The organism is Roseivirga sp. UBA838, assembly GCF_002296035.1.
Classification (GTDB): domain Bacteria; phylum Bacteroidota; class Bacteroidia; order Cytophagales; family Cyclobacteriaceae; genus Roseivirga; species Roseivirga thermotolerans.
Window position 1 is genome coordinate 55416 of the sequence record NZ_DBHC01000052.1, and the last position, 15430, is coordinate 70845.

The 15430-nt window shown below is 44.0% G+C and carries 1 protein-coding gene; it reads left to right on the plus strand.

The window, feature by feature from the left end:
* Positions 1-281 precede the first annotated feature (281 nt).
* Positions 282-15430, plus strand: a 15149-nt coding sequence (locus tag B3O12_RS18345) for a BspA family leucine-rich repeat surface protein (protein WP_286757343.1), incomplete at its 3' end; no start/stop codon positions are given.

The window sequence follows — 15430 nt, forward strand, 5'->3', positions numbered from 1 at the left end:
TGCTCTGGGCAAAAACTAAACCCGAAGAGGAGGAGGCTCAGAACAAAAAACACTACTTTCAGAACAATTGCTCAGGTTGCCAGCTATACATTACTATCTTTGTACGCTTACTGCGTAAGCCTCAACGCCAATTTTTGCATTTCTTCCCTTTCACTCTGAGAGGGAGTTTCTGCCCTACCATGGTAGAGTGTCAAAAGCCAAATCGAGGCCCGAACCAAATAGAAATTATCAATCAATTCACATTCAGAACAAGCCAGCCCTAGTTCAGAACAAAATTTTTCATGCTGTATAAACCATTGGTTTATTCGCTACTAACTATTGAATACCGAAACTACTACTATATGAATCCTTTACACCCCATTCGGTCATTTATGATGATCGTCCTGTTCTTGGTTTTCTCACCAATTAAAGGCATGAGTCAAATTGCCGAAGATTTCATTTTTAAATGGGAAACTACAAGGGCAAATCAGACACTAAGTATTCAAACACTGGAAGGATACAACTACTCCTATAAGATAAACTGGGGAGATGGTACAACAGACTATGATCTTTCGGGTAGCACCTCTCATGTTTATGAAACAGCCGGTGTTTATACGGTGAGAATTGATGGATTTGAGTTTCCTGCCATGCAGCGGAATACCAATATAATAAGCATCGAACAATGGGGTGATACTAAGTGGAGAACTCTGGAAGAGTTCTTCTATAATATGCCTGATATAAAAATAAACGCTACAGATGCACCCAACTTGATTTTAGGCCCCAGTCTGAAAGGCATGTTCAGTGGAGCAGAAAACTTTAATGATGATATCAGTCATTGGGATGTGTCTAGAGTGACAGACATGTCTGAAATGTTTAAGAGTGCAAGCTCTTTTAATGCAGATTTGAGCAACTGGGATGTATCCAACGTCACCAATATGCAGGAAATGTTCAGTGGTGCCTCGGCTTTCAATGGTGATATCAGTCAGTGGGATGTCTCAAAAGTTGCCGATATGTCCGGTATGTTTAAGGGAGCTTCAAGCTTTAATGCGGACATCGGTTCATGGAACACCTCAAAAGTTACCGATATGTCTTCCATGTTTGGAGGAGCAAGTAGTTTTAATCAAAACCTGCCGAATTGGGATGTTTCAAAGGTTACAGATATGTCCGAGATGTTTTCGGATGCAACATCTTTCAATGGTGACCTTACGAACTGGCAGTTTAGTAGTATTCAAGAAATGGCCAGGATGTTTGATAACACAACCGCCTTCAATGGGGATGTAAGTGGTTGGAACCTGGCCAGTTCGTCCACAATTAACTTCCAGCAGATTTTTAGGGATGCAACAGCATTTAACAGTGATGTGAGCAACTGGGATCTTTCGAAGGTAACGAATATGTTAGGTGCTTTTCAAAGAGCATCCTCGTTCAATGGAGTTGTGAGTGATTGGGATGTTTCTAATGTAGAAAACATGAATAACATGTTTGATGGAGCTACCACTTTTGATGGAAATATTAGCAATTGGGACTTTTCAAGTGCAACAACCCTCAGATCTTTATTTAAGGATGCAACTGCATTTACAGGAAAAGGAGACTTCACTAATATGTCCTTTCCCGCCACAACAAGCTTAGATGGCATGTTTGAAGGAGCCACCTCATTCAATGGCGACATCAGTGGTTGGGATGTATCTAACATCACCGATTTCTCCGGTCTTTTTAAAAATGCTTCGTCATTCAGTGGAGATTTAAGCTCCTGGAATGTAGGCAATGCCACTAATATGAATAGTATGTTTAGCTCTGCTACTTCTTTCAATTCCGACATAAGTGGCTGGGATGTTTCAAATGTTAGCAGCTTCGGTGGGATGTTTCAGAATGCCATAGCTTTCAATGCTGACCTATCTGGTTGGAATGTATCAAATGCTACTGCAATTAACGTTATGTTTTCGGGTGCAGTTCTTTTCAATTCAGACATTAGTGGTTGGGACGTATCTAAAGTTAATTCTAGTGGAAATGGCTTTAAGGGAGTTTTTAAAGGAGCCACGGCATTTAATCAGAATCTGGGTCAATGGAACATAGCCAATGCCAGAGAACTAACAGACATGCTCTCAAACAGTGGTCTGTCCAATGCCAATTACAATGCTACCCTCATTGGTTGGTCAAATCAAGAGTTGAAAGATGGGGTCACTTTTGGGGTAACCGGCCTGGAGTATTGCAACTATGGCGAGGCTGCACGCCAAAAACTGATTGATGAAAAAGGCTGGGTCTTTGAAGGAGATGCGGAAATCAATAATTGTTTTCCTGTACTTGTATCCGGTAAGAAAGATTCCGAAACCCAACTTACTGTTGTTTTCGATGCAGATGTACAGACCAACGGGAGTAACCCGACAGATTTTGCAGTAAATGATGGGATTGGTACCGCCTATGCTGTTCAGGCACACACAGATGGTACTGCCGGAGACTCCGCAATAGTACTTACTGTGGCCGACTTGAGTACGGCCATAGGTGATTTAACGGTGAGCTATACCAACAATAACAATGAAATTAGAGACCTTTCCACAGACGAACTCCCTGCCATTACAAGACAGGTACTAATTGACACAGATACCAAAGCACCAAAGGTTGCTTCAGTTAGAAGAGACAGCGATACACAGCTGACACTGGTTTTGGATGAACCTGTGCAAACATATGGGCTTAACCCTACTGACTTTACTCTGGTAGATGATAATAGTACAAGTTATTCAGTAATCAGTCAGACAGATGGTACCGCTAAAGACAATGAGATTTTTTTGAACATAGCCAGCCTGAGCACTGCCCAAGGTACACTTACCTTAAACTATGAGAATAACCATCAGGAAATCAGAGATTTTGGAAAAAATAGTTTGGCTAGCTTTTCAATAATTGTTTGTCCAGAAGGCTATTCCTGTAATCAGATTGAAAAAACACTTTGTTCCGATGAAGACTATACACTCAATAGTGGTACGGTCATTAACAACCCTCAGGAACCTATTGTATATGATACGGTAGGCACAGTAATTACTCAGTACAAGTTTACGGTAGATGAAAGCATTAATTGTTGCCCAACAGGATACAATTGTGCTGAAATTGATGTCAATTCTTGTGAGTATCCTTATTCATCTCCCTTGGGCAATAGCACGTTTGAGCCCGGAATAGTAGTCGACTTTGACGAAATTAACTTGGTTAAAAATGTTTATAACGTCACTTTCGATAGGGCAGAAGTTGATTCAGATGTTTTTGTAGATGCCACCATTGCCGAATCGGGCACTGTAACCTATCAGGCCAACACCAACGCTACAGGTGTACTTTCCTTCGATAAATCACAGCAATTCTGGGTAGACCTAAATGCATTGCAAGATGATTTAGATGGAAAAAGCCGCTCTGTCTTTATGTGGGTAAAGACAGAAAACAGTGTGAGTAGCAATCAGGTACTGTTTGCGGTAAATGCAGCTAACGGAGATAACCTGTCCTTCCTTTGGGTAGATGATGATGGCAATAATCTGGAAGTAAACAGAGGGGGCACCACCAATGAGTCTTCATCTTACAACATGGGCGGTAACATTTGGCACTATGTAGGCTGGACCTACGATCATACCACAGGTGAAACGGTAACTTATGTTGATGGTATAGAAAATGACCGATTTACTACCGGAACCTCCGTTCCGAATGCATCTGCACAATATTCATTGGGTCAGGAGTTTGATGGTGGAAGTACCAGTGATTTTTATAATGGCGACATGGCAGAAATCTCTGTATGGGACGAAGTGCTTACTGGGGCTGATATTAGAGAAGCCATGAAGGCCAAAATCAATAATGGCCACCCTAAATATGCCAATCTGGTGGGCTATTACTCCGTATTCGGAGATTGCAATGACGATTCTGCCATACTCAAAGACCATTCAGGCAAAGGGAATGATGGAGTAATGAAAAACAATTTTGTCATTGACTTCGAAAATGTTCAGTCGGTTGCTGGTTTCAATGCCGTAGACTGGTATGAGAATATTTCTTGGAAAAAAGACGGAACAGAAGTTTCTACTGCCAATACCTTTACCACCAACGTAGCAGCTGGTAGCTATACGTTTACCGCTGCCCGCAGCTTTATTCAAAGCACTGATACATGGTCAATGACGGTAAATGACAATGCCACTACGGTAGACGAAATTGCAGACGAAACCCTGTGCTCAAGCGACCCTGTAACCCGGACGGTAACTACCAGTCAGGTGAATTATCTGGACTTTGAAGAAACCGAGAGTAATTACATTGAAGTGAACACTGTCGCCAATGCTTTGGTTGGAAAAAACCGTTCCGTCTTTATGTGGATTAACAAAGAAAGTAATATAGGCAGCGGTGATTTCAACAATGTATTTGTGCTTCAGAACACTGACATAGACCAGGAGAGCCGCTTTTACTTAAGAGAAACCGAGAAGCTGGCTGTGTTTGATGGTTCCAGCCGAATTAACTCCTCTACCGCGCTTAGCAATGGCACCTGGTACCATGTAGGCTATACTTACGATCATAGCACCGGTGAAACCAAGATTTATGTAAATGGTACAGAAGAAGACAGTGGTACGCTCAATATGCCTGTTTCAGACGGTTGGCTTGCCCTACTGGGTGCACGCCATAACGATAACAAACCGGAAGGGTTCTTAGACGGCAAGCTTGCGGAAATTACCATTTGGGACAAAGTGCTGAGCAACGAAGAAGTTTCTGCAATTATGACTGCTGCCCCGGCCCATGATGCCACTAATTTGGTAGCAGCTTATGGTACACATAAGAATATTGCAGACAACCAATTGCGTGACCTTACCGACAACGGCAACAATGGCCTGGCCTCTCACAGCACCATATTTGTAACAAACCAGGAAGCTGAAATCACTAATTATGATGCCTCTGCTAATTATTCATTCTCTTGGAAAAAGGATGGTGCTGAATTTGATACCGATGCCACCGGCAACATAACGGTAGAAGAAGGTACCTCACAATATTCCGTAACCTATGGTACACCGCTATTCCAAAAAACCGAAGAGTTTAGCCTTAGTTATACCAACCTATTACCAACACAGCCAACCGGTCAAACAATAGCAGCTACTACTACCGTAACTTTTGAGGTAGAAGATATTCCCGGAGCATCTTATCAGTGGTATAAGAAAGAAGAAGGATTTGATAACGTAGATATACCTGGTGATCCAAGAGTTGCTTATGCTTATCGATCAAGTGACGGAACGCTCTACTTTGGTTCCAGAGACGATGGATTATATATATCACCAAATGATGGTGAAAGTTTCGCAAATCGTACAACTACGGAAGGACTTTCTTTAAACGATGTTAAGAAAGTAGTTGAGCATGATGGAAAGATTTATGTGGTTCAGCTAAATAACGATTTATCTGTTTCAGAGGATGGAGGGAGCTCATTCACAGTTTTATATGAACAAACTGCATCGCAACCTGGCGTGAATGATGTATATGTTAATGATACGGTCATTTTTCTGGCAACAAACACTTTAAGAGTTTCAGATGACGGTGGTCAGAGCTTTGATGTAATTACGAATGCTAGTGCCGGTGCTGGAGGTAAGTTTGAAGTGATTCATGAGTCAGACGGTGTATTTTATTTTGGTGCGTCCAATGGTCTCTTTATTTCCAGAGATGGAGGCTTGACTTTTACACAGAAAACCACGGCCGATGGATTAATAGATAACCACGTGAGAGCTATACATGAATCTGATGGGGTTCTCTACGTAGCTACACAAACAGGTATAACTGCTGGTCTTTCCATTTCCACAAATGGAGGTGAGTCTTTTGAGGTAAGTAAAACAAAGGATGATGGATTAGTAGGCAATTTTATAAGAGCAATACAAGTCCATAATAACACCTTATATGTTGGTACCACCGATGGTTTATCTATATCTACGGATCAAGGAGCAACTTTCACAAATTTTGATGAGGGTGATGGCATGTCTTCTGAAAGTGTTAATTCACTTTATGTGTACAATGATAGAGTTGAAATAGGTACAAGTAATGGATTGTCTGTTTATAGAAATAACCTCAGACTTGAAGACCGGACCAGTAGCGCTACCAATCTAATTGAAGGAGCAACCACCCACCAACTAACAATAAGCAAAACTTCTCTTGAACTCAATGGAGCGGTCTATTTCGTTGAAGTTACTAAGGATGGTTGTACACAACAGTCCGATGATTTGTTATTGAATGTTCTGGACGTACCTGCAGTAAGTAGTTTTAGTCCAGAAAATGGTAACACAGGCGTTGCTATCGATACTGAACTCATTGTTGGGTTTAATCGATCAATCGACATACAAACAGGCGAATTAAAGATTTACAATTATGCTACCGATGCCCTAGTGCAAACACTTACGGCAGATGATCTGACTATTGATGGAACAACGGTTTCTATTACTTCTGGTGTTTCGCTGGATTATGCCACCCAATATTACGTTACTTTGAGTGCCGATCTGGTGAAGGATGAAAGCGATGCCGGAAACCTGGCCATAACCAATAAAGACACATGGACTTTCCATACAGCATGTGAGCCTTTGATCTTAACTGAACCGGAAGACCAGACAGGGTTTGTTGGTGGTAGTGTTACCTTTTCAGTGCCAGAAGTAGCGGGAGCTAGTTATCAATGGTTCAATAGTTCTGTTGAATTTAGTACAATCGCTAACATCTCCTCTGCAAGTCCAGGGTTCTTAACACAACCCCCTATTAACGGTGAAGTTGATGGTTCCGGTGATTATGTTTTTGTAGGAAATGAGTCTGGGTTAACTGTGTCCTCTGATGGAGGAGAAACTTGGACAATGATCACATCAGCTGTTAATGGCTTACCTGACGATGAAATCAGAGCAGTTTTTGTTCAGGGTAGCACTGTCTATGTTGGTACGAAAGACTCGGGTATTGCAAAATCAACTGATAACGGTCAAAGCTGGGTTGTAACAGCTCCTGGGGAAAACGGTTTGCCTGAGTTATCTGGAAGCACAGCAAATCAAAATGCAGTTAATTCAATTTATGGATTGAACGAGGTGGTTTTGGTAGGCACCAACTCCTCGGGGCTTATAATTTCGAGAGATGGAGGAGCAAGTTGGGAAACCCTCGTCACAAATGGGGTTAATGGTTTTGCATTATCTAATACCGTTTTGTCGGTTTATGCCAATGGCGATTCTTTTTATGTAGGTACCTCTGAGGGACTTTCGATTTCCAATGATGGGGGAGCTACTTGGGAAACTTTTACCGATGAGGTGCAAGGTTTCAACATGTCAGGAAATGTATTTGATGTAACTGCTAGTGGAAGCAATATTTATGCTGCTGGAGATGGTGGCCTGGCAGTTTCGAATGATAGTGGAACTACGTGGAAAACGATAGCAAATGGTGAGAATGGTTTCGCTAATTCTTCATTTGCTCAGTCTGTGGAAATACAAGGGCGTAATCTTTACGTAGGCACCATGAATCCTCGGGATGATGCGAGTGGAGGTTTAAGTATTTCCAGAGATGGAGGTGAAAATTGGAATACCATAACCTGGTCAAATACAGACTGGAGAGAAAATATAGTTGCTTCAATATATACAAGTAGTAACAAAGTATATGTTGCAAATGGTTTAGGATTAACCATTCTCAAAGATGAAGCTGCTCTAAGTGAAGAAGCCACTACTGGAGGAGAAAATCAATTCTCTGGAGTAGATACTCACAGCTTAACCATCAGTAACCTTACTCAAGAACTTAACAATTCAGAATACTTTGTAATAGTCACCAAAGCTAACTGCGAAGAAGTGTCAAATACAGCCGTGCTGACTGTTTCAGCTTCGGTGGATTCTCCTGTATTGAATGACCTTACCCCGGCAGATGATGCCGTGGATGTAGCTACCAACACAGACTTCGAGTTTGTCTTCGATCAGGCCGTTGCTGCTCGCTCGGGAGACATACTCATTAAGCGCACTTTAGACGATGCTACTGTAGCTACCATTGCAGTAAATTCAGACCAGGTAACAGTCAATGGCACCACTGTTCAGCTTTCGTTGGGAGATGTCACACTCGACAATGGAACAGAGTATTACATCTTAATTCCCGAGACCGCGTTTTCCGTAGCCAATACAGAGGTGTTCTTTTCAGGAATTGTCAATAAAGCCTCCTGGAGTTTTACCACCGAAGAAGCTGTGGAGGCACTGCCAATTACTTCTACCAACCCCAGTGCAACTAAAAATGCACTTATGGACAGTGATAAGTTGTCTTTCACCTTTGGTGAGTCTATCCAAAAAGGTTCGGGAACACTAACCGTATACAGAACCAGCGATGATAGCGTGTTAGAAACCATCGATGCTTCTGCTGTAACCATAACTAATCAGCCGCAGTTTTCGCGAGCCTATGCCATCATCAGGTTCTCACAAACCTGGGAAAGAGGAGTGTCTTACTATGTGCAGTACGACCAGGGCTTTATACTAAACCTTGACGGAACTAAAGAGCTTGCGGAAGTAAACGATAAGACAACCTTTACCTTTACAACCGAAGATTTCGAAGAGGATATTATTACCCGCTTCTTCCCGGCCACAGGAAGCTCTTCCTATGAAGCCGATTCGGAAGATGACTTTAAGCTCTTTACCAGCCAAAACGTAGGCCTGGAAAGAGACCCGCTAGGAGCTTTTAAGATATACAAAGCCTCTACCAATGAATTGGTGAAGACCATTGCATACGATGGAGAAAATAGCAGAGACCTTTCGTATGGAAGTGATGAACCTATTATCCGCTTTGAATTCGATGATGATGAACTGGAGCCGGGAACCGAATACTATGTATTGATAGATGATGGCTTTATTGTTTCCTATGAAGAAGCCAGATATCACGTGGGTATTTCCGATCCAACCGTTTGGCGATTCACCACTTTGGCCTTGCCAAGCACCCCAATGCTCACTGCCACAAGTCCGGCAGACGATGCCACAGATGTGGCCATTTCGGCCAACATAACACTGACCTATAGCGAAAATATTCAGGCTTATGTATACGGAGAAGGAGGAACCACAGCCAACAATGTGGTGCTATATGACGCCAATGATAATGTGGTTGAAACTTTCCCTGCCAACACCTTGACCTACAGTGGTTCTAAAGTAACCATCAATCCGTCTAGCGATTTAGCGTACAATACGGCTTACTACCTTCTGATAGAGAACGAAGCCTTCATTAGCAATAATGAAGTGAAAACTTCAGCCATTACCGATCCAACGGTGATTAGCTTTACCACGACAAGCCAGCCTAACACGGCACCGGTAGCTAGTAGTGTAAGCATTGCTGGTAGCTTGGAAGCCAATCTGGAGCTTACAGGTTCTTATAATTATAGCGATGCGGATACCGATGTAGAATCAGGTTCAGCCGTTCAATGGTTTGTAGCAGATGATGCGAGCGGGGCCAATAGAACTGCAATAAGTGGAGCCACTTCAAGCACATTCACATTGACCTCTTCTGAGGTAGGCAAGTACATCACATTTGCGGTAACACCAAACGATGGAACAGATGCAGGAACACAAACATTCGCCACCTATACAGGGCCGGTAGTGGCTGCTGTGGTACCTACGGTAATCAGCACTATACCAGCCGATGGCTCGGTAGATGTGGCCAAAGATGCCAACCTGAGTTTCACCATGAGCGAAACGGTGACTAAAGGAACAGGTAATATCACCCTAACGCCTGCAACAGGAACTGCAACTGTTATTGATGTAACTTCTAATGAGGTGGCTATTTCAGGAGCAGATGTAACTATTGACCCAGACAGTGATTTACTGGAAGGGCAATTCTACACGGTTACTTTCGATGCCTCAGCCTTTGTTGATGCCGATGGCAATAATTCAGCAGGACTGACCAGCCAAACCACCTGGAACTTTACAGTAAAAGAAGCCAATGTGGCTCCAGTGGCGCAGGCAGTGGCCATTAAAAAATCATTGGTTGTTGATGGGGTACTGGAAGGTTCGTACGCATATTCAGATGCGAATGACGACCCTGAATCGGGTACGACCTTCCAATGGTACCGAGCCGATAATTCTGCAGGTGCTAATAGAGTGGCTATTGCAGGAGCAACCACCAAAAGCTACACCGTTGTGAACGATGACAATGGTAAGTATTTGAGCTTTGAAGTAACGCCTGGCGATGGTGTATTGACCGGAACAGCAGAAGAAAGCACATTCTTTGGGCCAATAGTGATTAACGATGGCTTTACCAATATTGCTCCGGCCTTTACCTCCGATGCCGTCACCACTGTGATGGACAACGAAACGTATACTTACACCGTCACCTATGAAGACCTGAACAATGATGTACCAATTCTATCTATAGAAGTTGGGCCTATTTGGCTTACAGCAAACGGATTTGAACTGAGTGGTAACCCTTCTTCCGCAGATGTGGGAGAACATACAGTACAACTTGAGCTGACAGATCAGTTCGATGATAAGACCTATCAGGAGTTTACCATTACTGTTTTGGCAAGCAATACAGCACCTTCAGTAAATGCAGTAAGTACCGATGTAGTGTTCAGTTTGCAAGTAGATGCCCCATTGCGCGGTGTTTATAACTTTATAGATGCCGAATTGGATGCCGATAATTCCACATTTAAATGGTACCGTTCTGACGACAACTCAGGAACCGGCAAAACAGAAATAGCAGGAGCCACCACCACTACTTATGTATTAACGGCTGCCGATGCCGGTAAATACATCAGCTTTGAGGTAACACCGAACGATGGTAAGGTTAGTGGTACCGATGTTGAAAGCCTAGCGGTAGGCCCTATTGCCAAGAAAACGCCAAGCCTTTCACTAAGTGATATAGCCAAAACTTATGGCGATGCCGACTTTGACTTAAGTGCTTCGACCAATTCATCGGGGGCAATTACTTACACCTTCGATAATGACCAAACCGGGGCGGCTATCAATGGTTCTACTGTGACCTTGGGTAATGCGGGTGAGATTACTGTTAATGTAAGCCTTGCCGAAGATGCCGAGTATACAGCTCGTCAGGTACAAGGCACCATAACAGTGGCTAAAAAGGCCATAGCATTGAAAGCAACCGATGCCGGTAAGGTAGTTGATGATACCGATCCGACCTTAGAATTTACCGTAACAAGCGGTTCCATAGTTGGAGACGATGAAGTGGTGACCGTAAGCAGAGATGCTGGTGAAGCACCGGGTACTTATGCCATTAACCTGACTGACGGTACCGATGCCGCTAACTATGAAATAACGGCTGTTCCGGGAGTATTCACTATTTCACAAAGAAGCCTGACCATAACAGCCCAGGCCGCAACCAAAACCTATGGCGATAATGATCCTGACTTTGCTTATTCAATCACCAGTGGTTCATTGAATACCGGTGACGAACTGAGCGGTGCAGTTACTAGGGTAGAAGGTGAAGATGTAGGTACTTATGCCTTGCAGAGTAGCCTGTTCAACCCTAACTACGACATAAGTTTTGTGAGTGCCGACCTGACCATTGAAAAGGCCGATTTGACTGCCACGGCAGACGATCAGACCAAATACTTGGGAGAGGCTAACCCTGAGCTTACCATTAGCTATTCAGGTTTTGTAAATGGAGACTCTAAAGTCAATATTACAGAACCGACCATAGCCACCACGGCAACCGAGTCGAGCCCCGTTGGAACGTATGATATCACCCTTACTGGTGGTGCTGCAACTAACTATAACCTCAATTTACTTAATGGTCAACTGACTGTAGAACAGAGACCATTCATTACCACCTGGGAGATAACCAGCAGAGATGTGAATCGTTCCAGAACATTCTTCAACACTTTGGGGAGTCACACCTATCTCTACGACATTGATTGGGGAGATGGCACTGTTGAAACAAACCAAACGGGCGCAGCCTCACATACTTATGTGGCCGAGGGCACGTACACGGTTAAAATAAGCGGGCAGTTTCCACAGTTTGAATTGTCTTTCTCCAGACTTCGGTCAGTTGAGCAGTGGGGCGATATTGAGTGGAAGAGTATGGAAGGAGCATTTATCGCTGCTGATTTCGATATCAATGCTACTGATGCTCCAAACCTTACCCAGGTAACCTCAATGAAACGTATGTTCGAGAGAACCCTCATTGGTAACCCAGACCTAACATCTTGGGACGTTTCTAACATCACCGATATGTCTGAGATGTTCAAAGAGAGCGATTTTAATGGAGACATAAGTGGCTGGAATGTCAGTGCAGTAACCGATATGTCCTACATGTTTGCTCAGGCTGAAAACTTCAATTCATCCATCTCCAACTGGAATACATCCGCTGTTCAAGATATGTCTTACATGTTCAGCTATGCTCAGAGTTTTGATCAACCAATTGGTGCTTGGGATGTAAGCTCGGTAACATCAATGTCGTCCATGTTTGCTGATGCAGCGGTGTTCAATCAAGATCTCAATTCATGGGATGTGAGCAGTGTGACTAAAATGGATAAGATGTTCGATAATGCATTGCTATTCAATGGTGACATCACAGGCTGGAATGTGAGTAGTGTAACGGATATGTCGAACATGTTTGACGATGCCAAAGCATTCAATCAGGACATTAATGGCTGGAATGTGAGCAACGTCACCAGAATGAATGCAATGTTCAATGATGCCGATGCCTTTAACCAAGACCTTAACTCATGGGATGTGAGCAAGGTGGAAACCTTCCAGGCCATGTTCCAGAATAACGATGCGTTTAATGGCGACATCAGCAACTGGGATATTTCCAATGCCACTAAATTGGAGCGTATGTTCGAAGATGCCCATGCCTTTAACCAAGACATAGGCAACTGGCAGCCGACCAATGCCGAAAACCTTACGGCCATGTTCAGAGATGCCAGATCATTTAACCAGAATATTAGCTCATGGAGATTCCCTAATGCCGACAGGCTAAACCAAATGTTCTATGAGGCAGCGGCCTTTAATCAGGACATTTCATCGTGGGAGACTGGCAATATTGTAGACATGAGTTCCATGTTCGAAAATGCCGAGTCCTTTAATCAGAATATTGGAAACTGGGATGTAAGCTCAGTAACCAATTTTGGCAGCATGTTCAGAGGAGCCTCGGTGTTCGATCAGGACATCAGTGAGTGGGATATGAGTGCCGCCACAAGCATGAACAGCATGTTTAAAAATGCCTCGGCCTTCAACCAAAATATTAGCGGTTGGAATTTGACTACTGGCGATAATGGCATTACCAGCATGAACAACCTGTTTGAAAATGCGACAGCATTCGATCAGGACCTCAGCGCCTGGGACATTTCAGGAGTTCGTAGTCTAAACAGTATTTTTAGCCATTCAGGTATGTCGGTGGCTAACTACGATGCTACCCTTATTAGTTGGGCCGCTCAACAATTACAAAGTGATGTCAATTTTGGAGTTGAAGGCCTTCAATACTGCGCAGGCACAGCCGCCAGACAATCTTTGATTGACAATTTCAACTGGACAATAGAGAACGATTCGCAGGCTTGTTCAGCCACAGTGACCATTGCCGATGTGTCGGCCAATGAAGATGATGGTGCTATTACGGTGACCCTAACTTCCGATGCCTTTGTAGTCGATGGCTTCACGGTAGATGTAAGTACAAGCAATGGAACTGCCGAAGCAGGTACGGATTACACCGCTGTGACTGCTGAAACAATCACTTTTGCCGGAACAGTAGGAGAGACCCAAAGCTTTACCATCACCCCCACGGCCGATTCGAGTGTGGAGAGCGATGAGACACTGACGGTAAGCATGAGCAACTTGGTGACAGATGCTGCGAACACAGTAACCATTACGGATGAGGCGACAATAACCATCCTAAACGATGATGTGCCAGTAGTTTCATTCAATACAACGGCTGAGAGCAGTACAGAATCAGTGACCAGCAGTAGCATTGTGGTGAACCTGGATCAGGCTGGTCTTTCTGCGGCCACTGTTGACTATACAGTAACTGGAACAGCCACAGGAGGAGGAGTTGATTACACCCTTGCTAATGGTACACTCAGCTTTGCAGCAGGAGAGTTAAGCAAAACGATAGACCTGACAATTGTTGACGATGCACTTATTGAGGAAAATGAGACCGTAGTGATAACCCTATCCAACGCCTCTGGTGCCAGCTTAGGTACCAATACAGTGTTCACTTATACCATTGTGAACAATGATGCACAGGTGACCATTGAAGATGTGAGCCAGTTTGAAGATGGAGAGTCTTTCCTAATCACAGCTACACTTGAAGGGACTATAGAAGGCGGATTTACAGTTGATTTATCGACTGCCGATGGCACGGCTACAGTGGCCGATGGAGACTACACTGCTGTAAGTGGAGCTACATTAACATTTAGCGGAACCGATGGCGAAACTCAACAACTCGACATTGCACTGGGCGTTGATAGTAAACTCGAAGCCGATGAGACCTTTACTGTTTCCTTGAGCAACCTGGCCGGAACCACAGCCAATGTAGTAATCACAGATCAGGCCGTATTGACGATCAAGAATGACGATGCTGCGGCTGTAACCCTTGCCGATGCTAGCGGAAATGAAGGAGACGGAGCCATTACGGTTACCGCTACCCTGGACAATGCCGTTCAGGGCGGGTTCACGGTAGAAGTAAATACGGCAGATGGAACAGCAACACTAACCGATAGCGACTACACAGCCGTTGCGGGTAAGACGCTGACCTTTGCCGGAACAGCCGGAGAAACACAAACCTTTACCGTAACTCCAACCAACGATTTGATTATTGAGGCCAATGAAACACTGACCGTTTCAATGAGTAAGTTAAGCACTGCCTTGGGGGTTGATATTACGGATGGAGCCACGGTAACCATCGTTAATGATGACTTCAATAACTTCCCGACCGATATTACGCTAAGTGCTACTTCAATAGCTGAGAACAATGCGTTGGATGCAGCTATTGGAACACTGACTACCACCGATGCCGATGCGGGTAACACCCACACTTATGCATTAGTAAGTGGGGCAGGAGATACCGACAATGCCAGCTTTACGGTTGACGGTTCAACCTTAAAAACGAACAATATTTCGTTCAACTTTGAGGATAAAGCCAGCTACTCTGTTCGTATTGAAACCAACGATGGAGAAGGCGGAACCTTTGCCAAGGCCTTTGAAATAACGGTGACCAATGTAAACGAAGCACCATTTACGCTGAGCCTTACCAATGCCACCATTGAAGAAGCCGATGAAGCCCAGGAAGTAGGTCAGCTCATGTCGCTCGACCCGGACAATGGAGACACTTTCACCTATAGCCTGGTGGCCGGTGATGGCGATGCCGATAATGCGCAGTTTGCCATTAGTGGCAACACCTTGAGCACAGCCGGAGCCATAGATTTTGAAGATGGAGCAAGCCGAAGCATCCGTGTGCAGGTAGCCGATGCAGGAGGGCTTACTTTCGAGCAAACCTTCAGCATAACCATTGAAGATGTGGTAGCCGAGCCGGTGAGGGA